Origin of the sequence: Sneathiella sp., from assembly GCF_047631475.1 — a bacterium.
Lineage (GTDB): Bacteria > Pseudomonadota > Alphaproteobacteria > Sneathiellales > Sneathiellaceae > Sneathiella.
Genome location: NZ_JBLHZT010000016.1, coordinates 25,559 through 47,552, shown reverse-complemented (window position 1 = coordinate 47,552; position 21,994 = coordinate 25,559). Strand labels below are relative to the sequence as shown.

Below are 21,994 nucleotides of genomic sequence, written 5' to 3'. Positions count from 1 at the left end.
ATAGTTCCCTGCAGAGCTTGGGAGTATATTTGCATGTCTGAGAAGCAAGAGACAAAAGAGGTGGCGCTGTTCGTCACGTGCCTTGTAGATATCAACCGTCCGTCGGTTGGTTTTGCGACGGTAAAATTGTTGGAACAGGCCGGGTTTACCGTCATTGTACCGGATGCACAAACCTGTTGCGGCCAACCGGCCTATAATTCCGGAGATAAACGCAGTACACAGGAAATCGCCCGGAACGTAATCAAGACGTTTAAGCGTTTTCGGTATGTCATTGCGCCATCGGGTTCTTGTGCCGGTATGATCAAAAAACATTATCCGGAGATGTTCAAAGACGATCCGCTGATGCTGCTTGAGGCGGAAGACCTTGCCAGCCGGACGTTTGAACTGGTGTCCTTCCTGAAAGATGTGTGCGATTACGCGCCAGAAGGGGTTAAACTGGACAAAAAAATAACCTATCATGACAGTTGTTCCAGCCTTCGGGAAATGAAGGTCGTTGCTCAACCTCGGGCTTTATTGAGTGCCGTTGATGAACTGGATCTGATCGAAGCAGAAGACCGGGAAGCCTGCTGCGGGTTTGGCGGCACGTTCTGTATCAAATATTCTGAAATCTCGGAAGAAATGGTGGATCGGAAGATCGATAATATTCTGGCAACCGGCGCAGACATGCTGACCGCCGGGGACTTAGGGTGCCTGATGAATATTGCGGGACGCCTCCATCGAAAAGGCCATAAAGTCAAAGTTTTGCATATTGCTGAAATTTTGGCGGGCATGGCCGATGGCCCGGGCCTTGGGGAGGGACGCTGATGCAGGTTACCAGCCGGAAATTCAAGGAAAACGCTCATGAGGCCATGCAGGATGATGATCTGCGGGCAGCATTGAACCGGGTAAAAACCGGATTTACAACAGCACGGGCAAACGCGGCAGCCGATCTGCCGGAATTTGAGGATTTGCGCGACAAAGCACGGGATATTAAAGATCACGTTCTGGAAAACCTGGATTATTACCTGGAGCATTTTGAGGAAAAAGTCACCGAACAGGGTGGCCATGTTCATTGGTGCTCCACCGCAGCAGACGCGCGGGCCGCTGTTTTGAAAATCTGCCGGGAGGTGGATGCCAAAACAGTGACCAAGGGTAAATCCATGATCACAGAGGAAATTGCCCTGAACAAATTCCTCGCCTCTGAAGGGATTGAACCGATTGAGACGGATCTGGGCGAATATATCATTCAGCTTGCTGACGAACCGCCCAGTCATATTATTGGTCCTGCAGTTCATAAAACCAAGGAACAGGTAACTGAATTGTTTCATGAACACCACCAACAGTATGGTTATACAGAACGGGAAGAAGATCTTGAAAAACTGGTTGGCGAAGCCCGGGCTGTTCTTCGGCATAAATATGTCACGGCCGATGTGGGCATAACCGGGGCAAACTTTCTGGTGGCGGAAACCGGCTCAACGGTGATTGTGACCAATGAAGGAAATGGCGACCTCACCCAGTCTTTGCCAAAAACCCATATTGTTGTTGCCAGCCTTGAAAAAGTGATGCCGACGCTGGAAGATGTCAGCACCGTGATGCGGGTTCTGGCGCGTTCCGCTACAGGTCAGGAAATGTCCGTTTATACGACCTTTTCCACTGGACCAAAACGATCCGATGATCTGGACGGACCGGAAAATTTTCATGTGATCCTGCTGGATGGTGGCCGGTCTGAAATGATCGGTACGGAATTGCAGGAATTGCTGCGTTGTATCCGATGCGGCGCCTGTATGAACCATTGCCCGATTTATCATGCTGTCGGTGGCCACAGTTATGGCTGGGTATATCCGGGACCCATTGGAGCGGCGTTAAATCCGCAAATGGTGGGACTGGAGGAAGCCCGCGATCTACCAAATGCTTCCACCTTTTGTGGTCGGTGTGAAGAGGTTTGCCCCGTGCGCATACCGCTGCCGAAGATCCTGCGTCATTGGCGAGAAGAAGCCTTTGAAAAACAGGTTTCCCCAAAACCTGAACGATGGGGGATAGAACTTTGGGGATATTTTGCGAAACGCCCACGATTATATCAGTTTGCGACAGGGCTGGCGGCACAGATTTTGAGCAGGATGGCCGGAAAAAAAGGTCGCCTTAAATCCCTGCCATTTGCCAATGGGTGGACGGCTGTTCGGGATCTGCCAGCACCGCAAGGCTCGACCTTTATGCAGCAATGGAAAAAGCAGGGAGGGCGCAGTAAATGAGTTCGAAAGCCAAAATCCTAAGCCGTATTCGGGCGCAAAAAGGGCGCGGACCCCTGAAATCCGAGCATGCGGATATCTTGAAACAAAGAATGGCGGAGCATCAGAAGAACCTGATCCCAAAACGGGGGCAACGACCCTTGCCTGAGCAGGTTGATTTGTTTCAAAGCAAAATGGAAGCACTGGCCACAACGGTCGAACGGGTTGAGAGTGCTGACGACATTCCTGCGCGCGTTCAGGAATATCTGAAACAGCATAACCTGCCCTCCCGCCTTAAAATATCGCCCAGCGAAGCGATTTCCGGATTGAACTGGGCAGATTTGCCAACGTTGGAAATTGTTACGGGTGCCGGTGCAGAAGAAGATATGGTTGGGGTCTCCCCGGCGTTTGCCGGTGTGGCAGAAACAGGGACTTTAATGATGGCATCTGGCGCCATGACGCCATCAACCATCAATTTTCTGCCTGAAAATCATATTGCCGTTCTCAATATATCGGATATGAAAGGCTCTTATGAAGAAGCGTGGGATGCCCTTCGGGACAAGAAGGGTGACCAGGGTCTGCCGCGTACGGTAAACCTTATTTCTGGCCCGTCCCGAACAGCGGATATTGAACAGCGGCTGATAATGGGCGCCCATGGTCCCAAGCGATTGCATGTGATTTTGGTGGGTGATGGCTCGAAAAGCGAATAAATCAAAACCGGAAAAGCGCGGATCAGGGAAAGCCCTGACCGACGAGGATCTGTATCTATGGAACTATGTTCTAAGAGATGTCACGCCGATCCGTAGCAATCGTTTTACCGGTTTTGAAGAATTTGCCAAAAAAATCCCGGAAAAAGAGATATCCGTTCCCAAAGAACGGGCTGATCCCCGGAAAAAAGCAGCTGCCCTTAAACATAGCCCCAGTTCCGCACCCTATCGGAAGGGCACGGATAATGCGCTGTTTCGTGAAAGTGTTGTCCCATCCTCCCGGCAATCGGTTCCGGGGCTTGACCGAAACAGTTCTGAAAAATTGCGCAAAGGAAAGATGGTCATTGAAGGCCGGGTGGATTTGCACGGGATGAACCGGCGGGTTGCTCATCAACGCCTTCGATCTTTTCTGAACGGTGCCTATTTGCAGGGAAAACGCTGCGTTCTTGTCATTACGGGTAAAGGATCATCGGTCGATAAGACGGATGATGCGCCTTATATGGGCGGGGGGCGCCGGGGTATTTTGAAAGAAGAGGTTCCCAAATGGCTCGCAGAACCTGATTTGCAGCGCCTGGTACTTGACTATCGGACGGCCCAGATCAAACATGGAGGCGCTGGTGCCCTTTATGTTTTGATGAAGCGTGCCCGTTAAGGTGAAGGAGAACCCGGTGTGACGCCTTTTGGTCTACGTGTGAGAACGTTACGAGAAGAACAGGATATCAGCCTGAAAAAAATGGCCGAGGATCTGGCCATCAGTTCGGCCTATCTGTCTGCGCTGGAACATGGTCGGCGGGGCCTTCCTTCCTGGTCCCTTGTCGAACAGATTTGCACCTATTTCAATATTATCTGGGATGAGGCAGAGGATTTACACAGGCTTGCCGCCTTATCTCACCCCAAAGCCACGGTTGATACCAGTGGTCTGTCACCGGTTGCCACGGAATATGCCAATTTACTGGCAAAAGAAATTCGCAATCTGTCTGAAGCGCGCCTTCAGGAAATGTTGACCTATTTGAAAAACTCCACACCGAAACGATTATGACGCAGGCCCGATCAGATCTTGGAAAACGGCTGGCCGCGGGCGTACAGGTTCTTTTTACTGCCCTTGGCTATAGCAGTATGACAGAAGTTAAACTGAAGTCTGGCCGACGGGTCGACGTGATGGGGATTAACAAAAAGGGTCATATTCTAGTGGCCGAAGTGAAAAGCAGCCCGGCAGATTTTCGATCCGATGGAAAATGGCCGGAATATCTGGAATTTTGCGATGGCTATTATTTTGCGGTTGCAGATGATTTCCCATTGGATTTGCTGCCCGACACGCAGGGTATTATCATTGCTGACCCCTTTCATGCCGAAATTTTGCGACCCTGTGAAGAGGTTACGCTGAACGCGGCGCGCCGGCGGAATATAACCCTGCGATTTGCCCGTCAGGCAGCCGAACGGTTACGACTTCAGATCTGAGTGAGCCGCTTTGTTGAGGGACCAGTCATATCGATACCCCTCTATTGCAGTGATATTTTTCAGCTTTTGTTTTAGGGCAGGATCGGCAAAGGCTCGGATATGATCCAGAATTTCAGCATCAGACTGTCCGAAATCCTTAGAAAACCAGTTATACAGGCTGGAAATCACAACGGTTTCCGGATCTTCCAATGTGACCCCTCTTGGATGATTGATAAAGGCTCGGGCGGCGGCATCCAGCTGTTGTTCCAACCGCTCTGCGTTCAGTGCTTGTTCCGGGATATCAGGGCATCCGAGAGACGCGCAGTTCACAACATAATGGACCCGGGCATCCTGCCAGATGGGGCGCAAAATAGAATGTTCGATCCTGTCCAGCGAAACGGGCTGTCCTTCGACCGTCAGAATGTCCTTTTTCCATGGACCGACGGAAAAGAACCCGGGGGAGATATTGATCTCTTTGATACTGGTTTGCGGGGCGTAATCCAGGATCAGATCGAGTGTGGCCGCGTTATACAGATTAACCCAGAAGGCAAATTGCTGTTTCCGGTTCAACGACAGGACCCGGGTTTTCTGAAGTCTGCCAAGATAGGATTTTAACGATGCTTTGTCTTGGGATGTGACCTGTTCATAGGCAATTCGGGCAATCCCGTCTGTTCCTGTTACCCGATGTCTTAAAAGAAACTGATCAAGGGCCGAATGGTCGATCATTTGGGCCGATGTTTCGTCAGACCTGTTCCAAAACGGATCCAGTTCTGCGGCTGGCGCAGCAAGCAGGGTGCTTGCCGTCAGCCCTTGAAAGAAGAACAGCGAAAATGAAAGAAACAGTAAAGCAGCGATCCGGTTGTTCTTCATCTAACCCCTGAAAAAATGATTGGCGTTCCCTGAATATAGGTGGGCAGGCGTTTCAGATCGCGTCACATTGAATAACATTTGCGTGCGCTGGATTACCGGTAGGGGTTTGTCTTTGCCAGATAGTCAGTCACATATTCGGCAATCCCGTCTTCCAGACTGTAGAAATTACCGCCATACCCAGCATCGCGCAGCTTTTTCATGTTGGCCTCTGTGAAATACTGGTATTTGTCGCGAATGGAGACAGGGGTATCAATATACTGGATTTTTTCGTCTACCCCGGCTGCCTTGAAGGTTGCTGATGCCAGATCCTTGAAGCTTCTTGCTTTCCCCGTTCCCAGATTGAACAATCCTGAAACGGTGCGATTTTCAAGAAGCCAGAGAATGACTTTCACGCAGTCTTTCACATAAACAAAATCCCGCAGCTGACCCCCGTCTTCGTATTTCGGGTTGTGGGATTTGAAAAGGGTAACAGCCTCTCCTGCCGCGATTTTCGGGTAAGACTGGGCAATTACACTTTTCATGCCTTCTTTATGATATTCATTTGGACCATAAACATTGAAAAACTTCAAGCCTGCCCATTGCGGTGGCATTTGGGCGCCAATTTTCTCCTGCCGCGCGACAAATTTGTCAAAGGCATGTTTGCTCCAGCCATACAGGTTTAAAGGAGACAGTTTTTCCAGCGCGTCTTCGCTTTGATCATCATCAAACCCGGCTTCTCCATCTCCATAGGTTGCCGCAGAGGAGGCAAAGATAAAAGGGACGCTATGATGGGTGGCAAAGTCCCATAATGCTTTGGTGGGGCGATAATTTTTCATTAAAATCTGGTCGCCGTCCCGCTCGGTCGTTGCTGAAATAGCACCCATATGGATTATGCCATCCAAAGATTGACCATTTTCGTTCAACCAAGTTTGCAGGCTATCGGGATCGATAAAATCAGCGATCACATGATGGGCCAGGTTTTTCCATTTATCGCCCGTTTCCAGCCAGTCACAGACATGAACGATATCGCCCCGTTCAGAAAGGGCCGCCACAATGTTGGAGCCGATGAAACCCGCGCCGCCTGTTACAAGATACTGCTGTGCCATGCTTTAAGGTGCTTTCTTCTTATCGATATCCAGAAGTTTCTGAATGGTCCGTGTTGTGCTGAAACCTTCTTTCAGCTCTGCCAGATGAACCCGTCCGCCATAATCCATCACTAAATCGGCCCCAACGACAGTTTCAACGGTATAATCGGCCCCTTTTACCAAAATATCAGGCTTAATTGCCTCAATTAGCTTAAGGGGGGTATCTTCTGCAAAGGGAACAACAAGATTTACATCTTCAAGACTTGCCAGAACAATGGCCCGGGATGTTTCATTTGTAGCAGGCCGATCCGGTCCTTTTAAGCGCTTGATACTGTCATCAGTGTTCAGGCCAATGATCAGACGGTCACATTCGGCTTTTGATTGTTTAATCAGGGAAATATGGCCCGGATGGATTAGATCAAAACAGCCATTGGTGAAACCCACCTTCAAACCCCGTGCCCGCCAGTTATTTACAATTTCCAGCGCCTGACTGAGGGATGTGACTTTCTCGTCGGTCTGCCGTACTTCCTCATTATGCAGGGCGGCGGACAGCTCGTCGGTTGATACCGCAGCGGTGCCCGTTTTGGCAACGACAATGCCGCCTGCTAAATTGGCAAGCGTTGCAGCATCTGCCGGAGACGCCCCGGCTCCGATGGAAAGGGCCAAAGTTGCAATAACACTATCGCCAGCGCCGGACACATCAAAGACTTCCTGTGCCTGCGCCGGAATATGATGGGCTGAACTCTCTGAAACAAGGCTCATACCGGCTTCTGACCGGGTAACCAGCAGCATATCGATACTATCCCGTTGCATGACGAACCGGGCGGCTTTTTCGGTCTGGGTATCGCTGTCACAGGGTAGGCCGGCGGCAGCGGTCATTTCTTTTCGGTTCGGTGTTAATAAAGTAACACCGGCATATCGTTTGAAATCTGTGGATTTCGGATCAGCAATAACAGGTTTTCCAGCCGATCCTGCCAATTTGATGGCTGCGGACAGAACCTCAGCAGATAATACGCCTTTGGCGTAGTCTGATAAAATAACGATGTCGCATTGATCAAGCGCGGCCTTGAAAGCGGCGATTATTTTTTGTGCGGTTTCCTGCCCCAACGCATGAGAGGCTTCTGCATCAGCCCTTAATAACTGCTGGCCATCAGCGATATATCGGGTTTTTACAGTTGTTGGCCGACGTCCCGATGAAATGAGCGCATCGGTAAGCTTATCTTCCTTTTCAAGGAGATGACGGACTTCCCGCCCTTCAGGATCATCGCCGATCACGGCAACCAGGGTGGCTGATCCGCCAAGGGACAAGATATTGCGCACCACATTGCCCGCTCCGCCAAGCATGGATTGTTGATGAGAAATGCTGAGGACAGGAATGGGGGCCTCTGGTGAAATGCGTCCGGCAGTCCCATAGGTGAAGCGGTCCAGCATCACATCGCCCAGACACAGGACGGATAGGGATTTGAAATTTTCAATGATCACGCTCAGGGGCATCGCTTCTGTCATGGATCAGGCCAGTTTTAATCGTTTTTCCAAAGCACCACACAGCATATGCCCGAAGGTTATATGCATTTCCTGGATGCGCCGAGTTGAGTGCGCCGGGATAATCAAAGTATGATCTGCAAGTTTCGGCATCACGCCGCCATCCCGGCCGGTCATTGCACAGGTGACCAGTCCTTTTTGTCTGGCCATTTCAAGGGCTGCAACCACATTGGGGCTGGTTCCCGATGTCGAAAGACCAACCGCAACATCGCCAGCTTTTCCAAGGGCTTCTACCTGCCGGGCAAAAACAGCGTCATACCCCAGATCATTAGCGCCTGCTGTCAGGGCTGAGGTATCGGTGTTGAGGGCGATCGCTGCGATGGGTGCGCGGTCGCTGATAAAACGGATCACCAGTTCGGCCGATAAATGCTGGGCGTCAGCAGCGCTCCCCCCGTTACCAAAAAACAGTATTTTCCCGCCATTGAGGATCGATTTTTCCCATGCTGCGAGCATTTCCATAAAGGGCGTTTGCAGCGTTGCACGGCTTTTCGCCAGAATTTCAGCGTGATCTTCCAGTTCTTCCTGGAAATAGGTTTCAAGTTCCAAAGTGGATTATCCTCAATTTTCTGACCCTTAAGGGTAATAGTATAGATGAGGTCATCGTGTAAATCGCCAGTTTGTTTTCCGAGGGCCCATGACCCTTGTTTTATCCGCTTATGGCCCCTTCACTCGGGGGGAGTGTTCCGTTGGCAATATCCTTGATCAGGCGCAGATGACGGGGTAACAGTTTTTTATGGGCATACTGGTCCATCACGGTCTTGCGGGCTGATTTTCGAATATCATCCAGTTCTTTATGATGATCCAGGGCATAGGCGATTTTGTCGGCGAACGCCTCGTGATCGAAGAAATCCGCTAAAAATCCGTTTTCCCCATCGCGTATAACCTCTTTTACAGGGTCCGTGTCGCTGGCAACAACCAATGCACCGCAGGACAGGCACTCGATCAGCGACCAGGAAAGAACAAACGGTATTGTAAGATATGCCTGGACAGTGGAGGCCTGAAGTACTTTCAGATAATCAGCATAGGGAAGCAGGCCAGTGAAATGAAGCCGCGACATGTCCGGGTTAAGCTCGTCAATCATACGCGTTCGCCAGCTCTCTCCTTCAGGCAGCTTTTTGCCATAGGCCACACGGTCCTGACCCACAACGACTACATGGAGGTTGGGCCTTTGCTTCATGAGCAGGTTCGCGGCGCGCATAAATTCCGGAAAACCGCGATAGGGCTCCATTCCGCGGGTTGCGTAGGTTAGAATTTCATCTGCATGGGACAGATCAAGAGAGCCAAAGATTTTTGGGGCGTCCGGTTTGGGTTTGAAAAAGTCTGTATCAACACCATCATGCAGGACCGATAATTTGGATTTGAAAGTGTCGGGAAACTGCGAGGCTTGAAACTGCGTCGGGATTTGACCCCAGTCGCAATGCGCCAAATCCATTAAAACAGGCAGGTTTTTGGTTCGAATACGACCAGCATCATCGAAATTGATATTGGATTCTTTTAGAAAATCCGCGTCCGATCCAAAGGCGTGATAATACCATTCGAAATAACAAAGCAGCTTGGCGTCTGGAAAAACGTCTTTTACATACAGGGCTGGCCCCCAACCTGAATGGGCGCAAATGATATCCGGGGTAAAGCCCTTGTTTTTTAAATCAATACAGGCGCGAAACAAAGACTGGCCATTAATAACGGCATTTTCTGTTGTGCGTAAATAGTGATGGGTTTCTTTACGCCCTTCCCGGTGGGGCTTGTAAATCAGGTTGATAACATTGGGAATTTTCTCCACGGCCCGGTGAGAGGCAAAAACCACGCGGTTTTTCTTTTTTTCCGCTAAAGATTTTGCCACATGCCGGTATTGGGCTGGAAAGTTATTATGCAGAAAAAGAACCCGCATGCTGTGTATCCCCTATTACGATGCATGTTGTATTTGAGCACTATGGGTAAGGCAAAAATATTAAAGCAAGCATAATAAGGGGCTGATCCTTTTTGTGGCCTGAAAAATGGGTCTTAATGACAAAAAAATCACATTTTAGAAGAGAATCAGTTTTAAATCTTTTTAAAAGTGCATGTATTTGTTAACCATATACATTACCTTATTAACCTTAATGCATTGAATTTTATGATTTTTTTTACTTCTTGCAAAGTCAGTATTTCTGCGGTTTTGCGACAGAATTGATGTTGAGTATGAGGGCCATCACAGGGATTGATATTGACAGGAATGGGTTAACGCAGGCATTTTAGAGGCATGTAATGAACCCTTATTCAGTTCGCTCCGACTTACTTCGTACCGAGGCTTTCGCCACATAGAGCGATAAAGAATACTTTTTTGGGGATGTTTGATGAAGACGCTTAGTAAATTTTTTGTGGCAGCTGCAGGTGCTTTGGTCCTGTTTGTGTCACCAGTACAGGCTTCCACCTTTACATTGGATTTCACTGATCCAGCGGTTGAAGGTATGCTTGCTGCAACCTCTACAACCGGTACAGTGAATGAAGGTATTTCAGGTTCATTGGGTGGATTATATACGTCACCATGGTCCGGTGCGAATGCAGGCGCGAGTTATACGTCTGTTCAGGGCGGTGCAACTGCCACCTATGATTTTGGAAGCAATACCCAGACAAGCCTTGAGTTTCTTTGGGGTTCCATTGACAGCTACAATACACTGGCTTTTTACCTGAACGATGTTCTTGTAGAAAATTTTGACGTTGGCGCTGTTCTTGCCGCACCAGGCGTTGGCCTCAGTGGCATGACAACGGCCACGATTTCCATTCAGGATATTCTGTTTGACGAGGTTGTCTTCGGATCTGCCGGGAATGCTTTCGAATACGCAAACTTGAATATCTCAGTCGTGCCTCTTCCAGCGGCACTCCCCTTGTATGGTGCGGGTGTTGCGCTTCTCGGTTTCATGGGATGGCGTAAACGCAGGAAATCACTCTAATTCTAAGACAGCTTGAAAACTGGCGTTATTAAGCTTTTTAAACGGTCCTTCGGGGCCGTTTTTTTTGACTAAACGGTTTCCTTCGTTAATTTCGGCTGATCTTTTGGATTTCTATCTTTTCGGGGATCAATACTGTCAAAGCCTTCAAAGGGCTCACAAAGCCGCTGCTGGGTCAAGGCCACATAGTCCGGATTAATATCGAAACCGATGGACCGACGCCCCAGTATCTGGGCAACCCGGGCGGTGGTGCCGCTCCCCATAAACGGATCCAGAACAAGGTCCCCCTCTTTTGAGGAGGCTGCAATTATTCTTTCGATAAGGGCTTCCGGCTTTTGGGTCGGGTGTGGCTGACGTTCCGCTGCACAATAATGAACGTGACTAAACTGCCAGACATCACCTGGATTGGCTCCGGTCATGTTATTGCGTTTTCGAAAATATTTTTGCGGGACCCGGACCTCGTCCAGATTAAAAAGGGCATTTTCCCCTTTTGAAAACCAGAGAATGTCTTCGTGACGGGGGGAGAACCCTTTTTTACGGCCCATTCCTTGCGTGTAATGCCAGGTGATCCAGCCTTGCGGCGTCATTTGCAGATCATCTTCCAGAAGAAGATACAGGCGGGCAATAAATTTTACGCCCATAAAACAATATAACGACCCCCCGGGTTTAAGAACACGGTGGGCTTCGACAAGCCAGGATCGCGTAAATTTCTGATAGTCTTCTTTGTCCTTCAGATCCTTGTTATTGCCGTAATTTTTGCCCAGATTGTACGGGGGGTCGGCAACAATCAGGTCCACTGAATTGTCGTCAAGGCGCACCAGTTCCTGACAGGCATCTCCCGTTAGGATGTGATGTTCATTATCCCGCATCTTATTGTGGGGACCGTTTTGCCATAATGCGTTGCAGGGTGCGTCGATGCATGTTCAGCCGGCGTGCTGTTTCAGACATATTATGGTCGCACAGTTCATACACCCGCTGAATATGTTCCCAGCGAACACGATCTGCTGACATGGGGTTTTCCGGGGGTGATGGCTTCGTATCGCCCGTTGCATTAAGGGCATTGACGATATCATCCACATTGGCCGGCTTTGCAAGATAATCAATGGCACCGGCTTTGACAGCCGCGACGGCAGAGGCAATATTGCCATAACCGGTCAGCATGACGATGCGAGCGTCCGGACAGATTTTCCGAATGGCTTCCACGACTTCAAGGCCATTTCCATCTTCCAGCCGAAGATCAACAACAGCATAATCAGGACTAACGTTCAGGGCTTTTGTTTTACCCTCTGCCACACTATTGGCAAGTGTCGCTGTAAAGCCGTTTTTTTCCATGGATCGGCCCAGCCGGTTCAGGAAAATTTCGTCATCATCCACGATTAACAGGTTTTTTTTGTCCATGTGTCACCACTCCTGCCGCAACGCAACTGGTTTTAGCATATCGTCCCTTTGCTATTATAGATAGGGATTTTCTTTTTCGAGCCGTTTTCGCGGCCATTCAACTTTCACCCGGGCCCCGCCTCGAGAAGCATTTGAAAAACTGATATTTCCGCCCGAATGCCGGATCAGCATTTCCGAGATAAACACCCCTAAGCCCATACCGCCATGTCCGGCCCGGCTTGATGTATAGGGCTCTCCCAATCGGTCCAGAATTTCGTCGCTAAACCCGGGTCCGTCATCTTCAATAATTACGTCGACAACCGTGTCCGTCCAGATCAGGGTTATCGTCACTTGTTCCTTGGCAAATTCAGCGGCGTTGCTGACAAGGTTTCCAAGGCCATGCAGTAATTCCGGGGTGGCAAACAGCCTCGGTTGATCATCCATATCGCCCATTGTATTAATGGACAGGGTGGCCCCCCTATCGGAATATTTTTCAGCAACCAGTGATACCAGGCTTTGCAGGGGCAGATAATTATGATGCGCGTCCTGTTTCAAAAAGCGGTTATGGGTTGGCGCGGTTGATAGCTGCGCCAGTACTTCGGCGCATTTCTTTGCCTGTGTATACAGGAGTTTTGCGTCTTCAGCATGTTCACTGCCTTCTGGAAATTCGCGGGAAAGCTCTTCGGATACCAGTAGAATTGTATTGAGCGGTGTGCCCAGTTCATGGGCCGCCGCCGCCGCAATGCCGCCAACAACGGATAGTTGCTGTTCTCTGGCGAGGGCCATACGGGCAACGGTCAAGGCATCTGTCATGCGCCGGCTGTCTGAGGAAATACGCCACGCATATCCGGACAGAAAAAGGGTTCCCAGAACCAAGGCGGACCAAATAGCAAAAATATAGGTTTTGGATAGCTGCAGTTCGGATTCTGGTAACGGAAAAGGTTCATGATACAGGCCAAGAAACGTAATGGCGGCGATGGTTGTCAGGCCCAGAAAAATGGTCCCTTTCAAGGACAGGTTGGTTGCCGAGATCGTTACAGGCACCAGGAAAAGCAGTGAAAACGGGTTGGATAAACCGCCTGTCAAATATAACAGGCCTGTTAGTTGAAGGGCATCGTAGAACAGATAGAGGATCGCCCCGCCGTCTGTTAGGCGCATAGTTGACGGCTGACTTATGGCAATCAAAATATTGACCAATGCGCTGGCGGCCACCAGTAAAAAAACGGGTATCAGGGGCAAGGAGTAGCCCATCCCCCAATGGACAAGGATAATCGCAAATGTCTGGCCTAAAACGGCTAACCATCGGATATAGACCAAGGATTGAAGGCGGACGCCGGAGGACCGGGTTAGAATATCCTTTTGGTTTCGTTCGTCTTGCAGACTGTCAATAGCGGTCATCTGGTTATTACCATCGGCGCGCCCTGTTAGATCAGGGGCCGACTTTCTCCAATGCTCATTACCCAGCTTTGTGTTTCATTATATCCTGCTTTGGCGGCAGCCTGTGTGAACCGGCCGGGCGGTTCGAACAAGGGTTCCAAGGTTAATCGAACTGTTCCCCAATGCATAGCAACCAATGTTCGGCTTCGGACATCCTCGCCAATTTTTACTGCTTCTTCGGGTGTTGTATGGTGGGGTTTCATCAGGATTTGTGGCTCGTAAGCACCAATACCGACCAATGCATAGTCAAAGGGACCATATTCTTTGCCAATATCCTTGAAAAGTGGCGCATAGCCCGTATCCCCGGCAAAATAGAGTTTATTCTTTTTTCCGTGAATGGAAAAAGATGCCCACAGGCTTTTATTCCGATCCAGCAGTGTTCGTTTTGACCAATGCTGGGAGGGCAGAGCATGAACGGTGACACCGTTGGCATTGAGACTGTCCCACCAATCCATCTCCACGACTTTTTTAAAGCCGCGGCGTCTAAAATATGAGCCAAGTTTCAAGGGGGTGACGATGGTCATGTCCCGTCGCTCTTTCATCTGATGGATGGTCTTGCTGTCCAGATGGTCATAATGATTATGAGACAGAAGGAGATAATCAATCGAGGGTAAATCCTTCAGGTTGATACCAGAGGCGACAAATCTTTTGGGGCCTGCAAAGGGCGTTGGGGACGCAAAATCCGTCAAATAAGGATCGGTGAGGATGGTGATACCATCAATCTTTATCAGAAAGCATGCCTGTCCCAGCCAGGTCAGACTGTCTTGATCAGAATTAAGATGCTTGTGCATGTGTTCGGCCGCCAGATCCTGCGGAATGACATGCCCATCCGGAATGTCGACCTGTTCATTCTGGAATTTCAGCATCTTGCGAAGAAAAGACACATATTCCCGTCTGGTGCCGTGTGTTAAATCAGGATTTGGCAAATTTCTGAACCGCCACCGCCCATGGTGAAAAGGTTTCTTTTGGGATGGCTTGCGAAAATTATCCTGTTTGTTTTTCATACTGTTTACGCCGTTTTTTAATATACGGACAAAAATTGTCCCTAATACTGTCACATTTATTGTGTTTAGTAGAAAGCTCAACTTGTATTGGCCAAATAAATACCAAGTTAGTGATATAATGCAGGATTGTTAAAACAGAACCGACCGGATATTGTAACGGCAACAAATTCTCATTTCGTATCGCATACGAAATGAAAACTCACATCCACTTAGGGGGATATAATGTACATTAGGAAACGCTTTGGCTTGTGGAATGCAATTACGATGCTGATTGCTAGCATCGCCTTGTTTTCAGGAACCTTTCAGATGGCGCAGGCTGCCAATGAACAAGAACAACTGGTGGAAAAAGCGAAACTGACTGTTGAAACACTGGCAGCACAGACGGACATGGCTCAATTTCGCAAATTGTTAGCGGTTTCAAAAGGAATTGTTGTTTTTCCGCAAGTGCTTAAAGCAGGGTTCATTGTCGGCGGTGCGGGCGGTAGCGGCGTTCTGTTAAGCCGCAAAGAAAATAGTGACTGGAGTTCACCTGCTTTTTATACGATGGGGCAGGCAAGTTTTGGTCTGCAAATCGGCGCTGAAGCAAAAGAACTTGTTCTGGTCATCATGACTGATAAAGGGCTAAAGGCGATTATTAACAATCAGGTTAAGCTGGGCGCAGATGTTAGCGCCGCGGTTGGTCCGGTTGGTAAGGATCTGGGGGCGTCCAGTACAACCAATATGAAAGCCGACATCTTCTCTTTTGCGAAGAATGCAGGCCTGTTTATCGGTGCGTCCGTTGAAGGCTCTATTTTGGATGCGAAAGAAGGCTGGAACGCCTCATATTACGGTAAATCAGTATCCGTTGATGATATTGTCATTCACCGGAATGTGGATATCAGCCACGCTAACCCGTTGAAGGCGGCGCTTAAAGCGGCTGAAGCCCCGTAATTAACGCAGGGCTTCCAATATCCGAATAACATCATGGTGGCGGCTCTCTCTCGCATGATCGAGAGCCGTTCTACCTGTGAAATCTGTGAACGCCAGATCGGCGTCATACTGCATCAAAATTTTAACGGCATCGAGATTGCCTGATGTTGCTGCTTTGATGAGGGCAGTTTCACCCTGTTTATTTTCAACATCAACTTTTGCCCCTGCTTTTAGCAGTTTCTCGATAACTTCGGGATGGCCCTGAACGGCCGCCTGCATGATCGCAGTGTTTCCATGCTTGTCGCTCAGGTTCAGGCTGGCTTTGTGCTTGATCAGAATTTCGATAATCGAAACGGCCCCTGCTTCAGCAGCGCGCACAAGAAGCGGCGTATTCGAACTGTCTCGAATATTTACATTCTCTCCTTTGAGGAGATATTGCTCAATCACTTCCGGATCGTTTTGTACTGCAGCATCAAAAACCTCATGCTCACCAAAAAGGGCTGCGGCCTGTGGTTGACTGATGGTGAAGATCATCAGGAACAGGGTTGCTGCTAAACGTTTCATTCTTAGGCTCCAGGTTAGGCATATCGGTTAAATAGGTACAGGAGCCGAAAGAAAGTTGCAATTATTACAACGAATTTTAAATAATTATTGTGTTATGTTGCATTGCAGCGAGAATCAGAATAGGCTTATCCGTTCTGAATATTCAATCGCGTCGCCCGCGTGCGAAGAGTTTCAAGGAGTATATTTGTGCTATATCAGTTCAACGAACTACAAAAACTGGCCCTTTCACCTTTAAGGATGTCGGCTCAGTTTCAGTCACAGGTGCTTCGCAGCCCTTTTAATCCTATGGCGGAAACTCCGCAAGCCCGAACAATGGCCGCGGCCTACGAACTGTTCGCAGAATCCACTCAATATCATGGGAAACCTGCTTTCGGACTGCACGAAACAACGATTGACGGAAAACCTGTCCCGGTCGCTGAAGAAATTATACATCGCCTGCCCTTTGGTCAGTTGAAACATTTCAAGCGGGAAACCAGTCGAAAAGATCCAAAAATAATGGTTGTCGCCCCAATGTCAGGGCATTTTGCAACGTTATTACGTGGAACGGTTGAGGCCTTGTTGCCAGACCATGATGTGTATATCACGGATTGGCGCGACGCATCTTCGGTGCCCCTTTTCGAAGGTGGTTTCGATTTGAACGATTATATCGACTATCTTCGCGAATTCCTCACGGTTCTGGGGCCAGAGACACATGTATTGGCGGTTTGTCAGCCCGGTGTGCCTGTTTTGGCCGCTGTTGCGCTAATGTCAGAAGAAGACGATGAAAATGTCCCGCTTTCCATGACGCTGATGGGAAGCCCCATCGATACGCGCCGTCACCCTACGGTTCCGTGTAAGCTGGCGATGGATCATTCTCTTGAATGGTTTGAACGTACAGTTATTCATCATGTTCCTATTGTTTATCCGGGCGCCTTCAGGAAGGTGTATCCTGGCTTTCTGCAACTTGGCGGATTTGTCAGTATGAACCTGGACCGCCATATGGAAGCCCATCTCAAGCAGTTCGAACATCTGGTTGAAGGGGATGGTGATAGTGCCGATAAACATCGGAGTTTTTATTCCGAATATAACGCCGTCATGGATCTGAGCGCTGAATATTACCTGCAAACCATCGAAACCGTTTTTCAGAAACAGCTTCTTGCAAAAGGGGAAATGCTGTATCGGGGAGAACAGTTGGTTAAGCCATCTTCGATCAAGAAAACCGCACTATTGACGGTTGAGGGCGAGCTGGATGATATTTCTGGTATCGGACAGACCGTTGCGGCCCATGATCTTTGTACCAATCTGGCTGAGTCAAAACGCGAACATTATGAACAGGAAGGCGTTGGCCATTACGGTGTGTTCAATGGCTCCAAATTCAGAAAATATATTGCGCCGCGTATTGGCAAATTTGTCCGAAAGCATGATAAACTGTCCTGATCGATAACCTTTTGGATTAGTAGACTGTGTCAGAAAAACCCTTTTGGGAAGAAATACCGCTTTCAGAAATGAGTGACGAACAGTGGGAATCCCTGTGTGACGGGTGCGCTAAATGCTGCCTTTTAAAGCTGGAAGACGAAGAGACGGCTGAAATTGCGTTTACCAACGTGGCCTGTCGTCAGCTGGATTTGAAAACCTGTCGCTGTCGGAATTACGAACGGCGGTCCAAACTGGTGCCTGACTGTGTCACCATGACGCCGGAGGTTATCCCCAATTTATCCTGGATGCCTAAAACCTGTGCCTATCGCCGGTTATCAGAAGGAAAACCCCTATATGACTGGCATCCGTTGATTTCGGGTGATCCTCAATCGGTTCATAAGGCAGGTGTTTCTGTCTTTGGTCGGTCTATTTCTGAACGGATTGCGGGTGATCTGGAAGATCATATCGTGGATTGGCCCGGGGAGGATTGTGCCTGACTGCATTTCCTTCTCTTTCAGCGCTGGGACAGGATGTTCCGTTGGTTCTGCGCCGATCAGCCCGGGCAAAACGATTAAAGATCCGGGTTGAAGCGAACCGGTCTGTCACGGTTGTTCTACCCCGTGGGATCAGTGACGCGACTGCCTTGTCCTTTGTCGAAAAAGAACATCGCTGGGTGCTGGCGCAATTGGCGAAAATCGACGCGCCTGTGCCTTTTTCCGATGCTGAAATGGTTCCGGTTTTAGGGCGAGAATATATCTTGAGACATTGCCCCGATAGGCGCGGTGTTGTCAGTATCGAGGGTCGTGAGATACTGGTTTGCGGACAGCGAGCCCATATGGCCCGGCGTTTCGAAGATTGGGCAAAACGCCATATCCGCAGTCTTATTCTGGAAAAAGTAACTGAATATGCTGAAAAAGCAGGGGTTTCCTTTGGGCGGATCACCGTTAAAGATCAGAAATCCCGGTGGGGCAGTTGCTCGTCTGCCGGGAATTTAAATTTTTCCTGGCGCCTGATTTTCATGCCTGAATTTGTCGTAGACTATATTGTGTGTCATGAAGTGTGTCATCTGGTGCATCTCAATCATTCACGGGATTTTTGGCGTTTAAACCGACGATTATGTCCCGATACTGAAAAAGCAAAAGCCTGGCTGAAAGAAAATGGGTCAAAGGTTCATAAATATGGTGCAACCTAATGGTGAAAAGGGGTAGTCTTCATACTTCACCAAAAGAGGTGGTTTCATGAGGCAGCTGGTTCATACATCCGTCAGTTTTACACTCTTCCTTTCCGCGGTCGTCGCGTTGGGTCCGCTGTCAACAGACATGTATCTTGCCAGCTTTCCGACCTTGGTGGGTGATTTTCAAACGACCATTTCTGAAGTTCAACTGACATTGAGCTTGTTTGTCGTGGGAATTGCCGTTTTTCAATTGATCTATGGTCCCCTGACGGACCGTTTTGGACGGAAACCTGTTCTTTTGATGGGACTGGCGATCTTTATTGTTTCCAGCCTCGGCTGTATTCTGGCGACCTCCATCTATCAGCTGATCCTGTACCGGGTCCTTCAAAGTTTTGGGATTTGCGCCGGCATTGTTGTGCCGCGAGCCATGGTGCGGGATTTGTATGAGCGCGAACAGGCCGCCAGGCAATTTTCAAGAATGGGCAGTATAATGGGTTTGGCGCCGGCGATCGCACCGATTATAGGGGGCTATATAACGGTCTATTTTAGCTGGCATGGAATTTTTATCTTTTTCATTGGTTATGGCGTTCTTTTGTTCGGCTTTACCGGGATGAAAATTCGGGAAAGCCTGCCGGAAAAGAACCACTTCGCAATTAAGCCGATCCATATTGTCACAAATTACCGGGACCTGTTTCGGAACCATGCCTTTGTTGGATATGCGATAACCGCTGCGTTATGCTTTTCGGGTATGTTTGCCTTTATTTCAGGGTCAAGCTTTGTGCTTATTCAATTGATCGGCGTGCCTGCGGAGAATTTCGGATATTATTTTGGCTCAGTGGTTTTGGGATATATTACCGGCACTTTTCTGGGCCCAAAACTGTCGGCATGGCTGGGGGTACGTCGAACCCTCCAGGTGGGCACGGGTCTAACGTTATGGGGCGGCGCGTTGATGCTGGTATTGTGGTCATTCTTTCCCTCTTCAGCCTTGGCCATTGTCGTCCCCATGATTTTCTACAATATGGGTGTCGGGATTGTTGTCCCCCAATGTCAGGCCGGTGCATTGGCCCCGTTTCCGGAAAAAGCGGGTGCGGCCTCTGCGATGGCGGGTTTTCTATTGTTGGGATTTTCGGGGGTCATCAGTATGGCCGTTGCGCCCTTTTATAGTGGCTCAGCCCTGCCGATGGTGCTCATTATTCTGGCCTTGGGCGTTACCACTTTTACCTGGTATTCCGTTTTTCTAAGCCGAAAACTGGAACTGGCCTGAACGGATATTGCCCCGCCTTAAGGTTTCTGATCGTCCCCGGGATATTCCTGCAAAACTGTTGGCTGTGAACCTTGATTTCCAGACCCTGTGTCGGTGGCGCCTGATGGGTTGCTAAAGGTTTTGACAATTCGTTGCCAGATACTTTCCTGACTGCTGGCCGGTTTTTCTGCGGCTTTTGCAAAAGGAACCCCCTGATTTTTGCCCAACGATCCTTTCATAAAATCCCGCCAGGCATAGGCTGGTAAATTACTGCCGGTTACTTTCTTTGTGGGTTTTCCAGTGTCATTCCCAAACCACACACCGGTAACAAGGGTGGGGGTAAAGCCGATAAACCATGCATCCCTGTAATCCTGTGTCGTGCCGGTTTTCCCGGCAGCGTCAAATCCGGGGTTGGCGGCTTTACCCGTTCCGCTTTTGATGGCCGTGGCCATGATATCGCGCATGTTGTTGACGGTTCTGCCGCTGATCAGCGTTCCCAACCCCGAGCTTTTCCGTTGATACAGGATCTTGCCTTGCTGATTGCGAATTTTTAACACCCCATATGGCAACACGCCTTTGCCGCCATTGGCGATGACCGCATAGGCGGACGTCATTTCAAGCAGGGTAACTTCGTTTGTTCCGAGCGAAATGGATGGGTGGGTGGGCATGTTTCCCGTTAATCCCAACTTGGTTGCCATTTCTGCAACTTTATACCGGCCAATATCTTCTGTCAGTTTGATCGCGACAGTATTTATGGACCGGGCATAGGCGTCCCTGAGCGTCATGGCGCCATCATAGCGTCGGGTATAATTATTGGGTTTCCAGCCATTTATATTGATGGGACCATCCACATATACGTCATTTGGGGCGCGACCTGCTTCAAAACCGGCAGTATAGACGATTGTCTTAAACACCGAGCCCGGCTGCCGGCGTGCCGACGTCACACGGTTAAAAGAAGATTTCGAATATCGCCGTCCCCCAACCATGGCTTTGATTGCCCCTTGTGGTGTTAAGGAAACCAGTGCGGCTTGTTCAACGTCATATTTCTTGCCATTTTTCGCCAGCTGTTTTTCCAACGCCTGTTCGGCTTGTTTCTGCATGGTGAGGTCAAGCGTGGTAGTAACGATCAGGTCTTCTTCCGTGCGCCCAAGGAAAGATTGCACCTCTGCCACAATCCAGTCTGAAAAATAGCGAACATTTTTAAAGCCGCTGCCCACATTGCGTAAGGTCGCAGGCTTCTTGACCAACTGGTCCGCCTCTGCCTTGGTCAGGTATCCCTCTTCCTGCATGCGCCGAATAACAACGGTTGAACGTTGCTGGGATCGTTTCAGATTGACGGTTGGCGCATAATAGGTCGGGGCTTTTAATAACCCGGCGAGTAAAGCCGCTTCTGAGGTCGAGAGTTGTTCGATCGGTTTGGCAAAGTATTTACGGGTGGCGGCATCAATGCCATAGGTGCCAGAGCCGAAATAGACCCGGTTCAAATACAGGGCCAGTATTTCCTCTTTCGAGTAATTTGCTTCCAGCCAAAAGGCGAGCAGGACTTCGCGAATTTTCCGGCCCATGCTTCTTTCAGGAGTAAGGAACAGGTTCTTTGCCAGCTGTTGAGTGATGGTACTACCGCCCGCAACAACGCGGCCTGCCTGATAATTGCGCCATGCGGCCCTGACCAGACTGACCGGATTTACGCCAAAATGCTGGTAGAAATAGCTGTCTTCGGTTGCCAGAACCGCCTGTTTCATAACCTCAGGGATTTCATCGGGTTTTAACAGTCGGCCATACAGGTCCCCATAAGTTGCAAAACGGGCATTATGCCGGGTTTCCAGAACAATAGAGGGTCGTTTTTCAATGACATCGATCCCGGAAATATCCGGCAGCGTATAGGCAAAATATCCGAGAATGATACCGACCAGCAGCAATCCCCAAAGCATAACGGTCCCGCCCCAGTTAATCAGGGACTTGAACACACCATGATCAGACGGGATTTTGACATCTTTTGGTGTTTTTTTGTTGGTGCGATTGGTTTTTGAAGGTTTTTTCGCGGTCGCCCTTGTGTTGCCGGGAGGCTTTCGCTGCTCGTAACTAGGAGCTTTTACGCCTTTTTTCATTCTAAATCAGATCCGCAATACAATAAAAAACC

Annotated in this window: 23 protein-coding genes; 12 read left to right on the top strand and 11 right to left on the bottom strand. The window is 49.3% G+C overall.

What is annotated here, in order from left to right; genetic code table 11:
* The first annotated feature begins 33 nt into the window (after nucleotides 1–33).
* From ACJAYR_RS08710 to ACJAYR_RS08685, 6 genes are read left to right on the top strand one after another with little or no spacing between them, the layout of a single operon-like run.
* Nucleotides 34–804: a (Fe-S)-binding protein gene (locus tag ACJAYR_RS08710; protein ID WP_415236241.1), complete on the top strand. Its 771-nt coding sequence runs from the start codon at nucleotides 34–36 to the stop codon at nucleotides 802–804.
* Nucleotides 804–2,228 (top strand): LutB/LldF family L-lactate oxidation iron-sulfur protein, encoded by a 1,425-nt coding sequence (locus ACJAYR_RS08705; protein WP_415236240.1) that lies wholly within the window; start codon nucleotides 804–806, stop codon nucleotides 2,226–2,228. Before ACJAYR_RS08710 ends, ACJAYR_RS08705 begins: the two co-directional genes overlap by 1 nt.
* A complete protein-coding gene (locus tag ACJAYR_RS08700; protein ID WP_415236239.1) occupies nucleotides 2,225–2,914 on the top strand; it encodes a LutC/YkgG family protein in 690 nt (229 codons plus the stop codon). Before ACJAYR_RS08705 ends, ACJAYR_RS08700 begins: the two co-directional genes overlap by 4 nt.
* Nucleotides 2,895–3,563 carry a Smr/MutS family protein gene (locus ACJAYR_RS08695; RefSeq protein ID WP_415236238.1) on the top strand — a complete coding sequence of 223 codons (669 nt, stop codon included), beginning with the start codon at nucleotides 2,895–2,897 and terminating at the stop codon, nucleotides 3,561–3,563. Before ACJAYR_RS08700 ends, ACJAYR_RS08695 begins: the two co-directional genes overlap by 20 nt.
* An 18-nt stretch (nucleotides 3,564–3,581) precedes the next feature.
* Nucleotides 3,582–3,950 carry a helix-turn-helix domain-containing protein gene (locus ACJAYR_RS08690; protein WP_169543734.1) on the top strand — a complete coding sequence of 123 codons (369 nt, stop codon included), beginning with the start codon at nucleotides 3,582–3,584 and terminating at the stop codon, nucleotides 3,948–3,950.
* On the top strand, nucleotides 3,947–4,369 hold the full coding sequence (locus tag ACJAYR_RS08685) for an MmcB family DNA repair protein (RefSeq protein ID WP_415236237.1): 423 nt from the start codon (nucleotides 3,947–3,949) through the stop codon (nucleotides 4,367–4,369). Before ACJAYR_RS08690 ends, ACJAYR_RS08685 begins: the two co-directional genes overlap by 4 nt.
* Here ACJAYR_RS08685 and ACJAYR_RS08680 read toward each other — a convergent pair.
* The 5 genes from ACJAYR_RS08680 to ACJAYR_RS08660 all read right to left on the bottom strand — a co-directional run bounded on the left by ACJAYR_RS08680 (nucleotide 4,352) and on the right by ACJAYR_RS08660 (nucleotide 9,712).
* Nucleotides 4,352–5,218: a DUF547 domain-containing protein gene (locus ACJAYR_RS08680; protein ID WP_415236236.1), complete on the bottom strand. Its 867-nt coding sequence runs from the start codon at nucleotides 5,216–5,218 to the stop codon at nucleotides 4,352–4,354. The genes ACJAYR_RS08685 and ACJAYR_RS08680 overlap by 18 nt on opposite strands.
* A 92-nt stretch (nucleotides 5,219–5,310) precedes the next feature.
* Entirely contained in the window at nucleotides 5,311–6,303 is a 993-nt protein-coding gene (rfaD, locus tag ACJAYR_RS08675; RefSeq protein WP_415236235.1) for an ADP-glyceromanno-heptose 6-epimerase, read from the bottom strand.
* Between the two features lie 3 nt (nucleotides 6,304–6,306).
* Entirely contained in the window at nucleotides 6,307–7,788 is a 1,482-nt protein-coding gene (gene rfaE1, locus ACJAYR_RS08670) for a D-glycero-beta-D-manno-heptose-7-phosphate kinase (RefSeq protein WP_415236234.1), read from the bottom strand.
* 3 nt (nucleotides 7,789–7,791) lie between these two features.
* Entirely contained in the window at nucleotides 7,792–8,370 is a 579-nt protein-coding gene (locus ACJAYR_RS08665; RefSeq protein ID WP_415236233.1) for a D-sedoheptulose 7-phosphate isomerase, read from the bottom strand.
* Between the two features lie 100 nt (nucleotides 8,371–8,470).
* The gene (locus ACJAYR_RS08660; protein ID WP_415236232.1) at nucleotides 8,471–9,712 is read right to left on the bottom strand and encodes a glycosyltransferase family 4 protein; all 1,242 of its coding nucleotides are present in this window, start codon (nucleotides 9,710–9,712) and stop codon (nucleotides 8,471–8,473) included.
* Between the two features lie 445 nt (nucleotides 9,713–10,157).
* Between ACJAYR_RS08660 and ACJAYR_RS08655 the strand changes: the two genes are divergently transcribed.
* Nucleotides 10,158–10,754 carry a hypothetical protein gene (locus ACJAYR_RS08655; protein WP_415236231.1) on the top strand — a complete coding sequence of 199 codons (597 nt, stop codon included), beginning with the start codon at nucleotides 10,158–10,160 and terminating at the stop codon, nucleotides 10,752–10,754.
* A 68-nt stretch (nucleotides 10,755–10,822) separates the two neighbouring features.
* On the opposite strand, the gene ACJAYR_RS08650 is transcribed toward ACJAYR_RS08655, so the two are convergent.
* From ACJAYR_RS08650 to ACJAYR_RS08635, 4 genes are read right to left on the bottom strand one after another with little or no spacing between them, the layout of a single operon-like run.
* Entirely contained in the window at nucleotides 10,823–11,620 is a 798-nt protein-coding gene (locus ACJAYR_RS08650; RefSeq protein WP_415236230.1) for a DNA-methyltransferase, read from the bottom strand.
* A 1-nt stretch (nucleotide 11,621) separates the two neighbouring features.
* The gene (locus ACJAYR_RS08645; protein WP_169543725.1) at nucleotides 11,622–12,149 is read right to left on the bottom strand and encodes an ActR/PrrA/RegA family redox response regulator transcription factor; all 528 of its coding nucleotides are present in this window, start codon (nucleotides 12,147–12,149) and stop codon (nucleotides 11,622–11,624) included.
* 54 nt (nucleotides 12,150–12,203) lie between these two features.
* Nucleotides 12,204–13,526: an ActS/PrrB/RegB family redox-sensitive histidine kinase gene (locus ACJAYR_RS08640; RefSeq protein WP_415236229.1), complete on the bottom strand. Its 1,323-nt coding sequence runs from the start codon at nucleotides 13,524–13,526 to the stop codon at nucleotides 12,204–12,206.
* Nucleotides 13,527–13,552: 26 nt separating this feature from the next.
* Nucleotides 13,553–14,569, bottom strand: a complete 1,017-nt coding sequence (locus tag ACJAYR_RS08635; protein ID WP_415236228.1) for an MBL fold metallo-hydrolase — start codon at nucleotides 14,567–14,569, stop codon at nucleotides 13,553–13,555.
* Nucleotides 14,570–14,791: 222 nt separating this feature from the next.
* Between ACJAYR_RS08635 and ACJAYR_RS08630 the strand changes: the two genes are divergently transcribed.
* Complete coding sequence (locus tag ACJAYR_RS08630; RefSeq protein WP_415236227.1) at nucleotides 14,792–15,499, top strand: lipid-binding SYLF domain-containing protein; 708 nt, start codon at nucleotides 14,792–14,794, stop codon at nucleotides 15,497–15,499.
* On the opposite strand, the gene ACJAYR_RS08625 is transcribed toward ACJAYR_RS08630, so the two are convergent.
* Nucleotides 15,500–16,042 carry an ankyrin repeat domain-containing protein gene (locus ACJAYR_RS08625; protein ID WP_415236226.1) on the bottom strand — a complete coding sequence of 181 codons (543 nt, stop codon included), beginning with the start codon at nucleotides 16,040–16,042 and terminating at the stop codon, nucleotides 15,500–15,502.
* Nucleotides 16,043–16,228: 186 nt separating this feature from the next.
* On the opposite strand from ACJAYR_RS08625, the gene ACJAYR_RS08620 reads away from it, so the two are divergent.
* The 4 genes from ACJAYR_RS08620 to ACJAYR_RS08605 are packed head-to-tail and all read left to right on the top strand — an operon-like array spanning nucleotide 16,229 to nucleotide 19,875.
* On the top strand, nucleotides 16,229–17,458 hold the full coding sequence (locus ACJAYR_RS08620) for a polyhydroxyalkanoate depolymerase (RefSeq protein WP_415236225.1): 1,230 nt from the start codon (nucleotides 16,229–16,231) through the stop codon (nucleotides 17,456–17,458).
* Nucleotides 17,459–17,484: 26 nt separating this feature from the next.
* Nucleotides 17,485–17,934 carry a YcgN family cysteine cluster protein gene (locus tag ACJAYR_RS08615; RefSeq protein WP_415236224.1) on the top strand — a complete coding sequence of 150 codons (450 nt, stop codon included), beginning with the start codon at nucleotides 17,485–17,487 and terminating at the stop codon, nucleotides 17,932–17,934.
* Nucleotides 17,925–18,629: a M48 family metallopeptidase gene (locus ACJAYR_RS08610; protein ID WP_415236223.1), complete on the top strand. Its 705-nt coding sequence runs from the start codon at nucleotides 17,925–17,927 to the stop codon at nucleotides 18,627–18,629. Before ACJAYR_RS08615 ends, ACJAYR_RS08610 begins: the two co-directional genes overlap by 10 nt.
* Before the next feature lie 46 nt (nucleotides 18,630–18,675).
* Nucleotides 18,676–19,875, top strand: a complete 1,200-nt coding sequence (locus tag ACJAYR_RS08605) for a multidrug effflux MFS transporter (protein WP_415236222.1) — start codon at nucleotides 18,676–18,678, stop codon at nucleotides 19,873–19,875.
* Nucleotides 19,876–19,892: 17 nt separating this feature from the next.
* On the opposite strand, the gene ACJAYR_RS08600 is transcribed toward ACJAYR_RS08605, so the two are convergent.
* Entirely contained in the window at nucleotides 19,893–21,962 is a 2,070-nt protein-coding gene (locus ACJAYR_RS08600; protein ID WP_415236221.1) for a transglycosylase domain-containing protein, read from the bottom strand.
* Nucleotides 21,963–21,994: the final 32 nt, after the last annotated feature.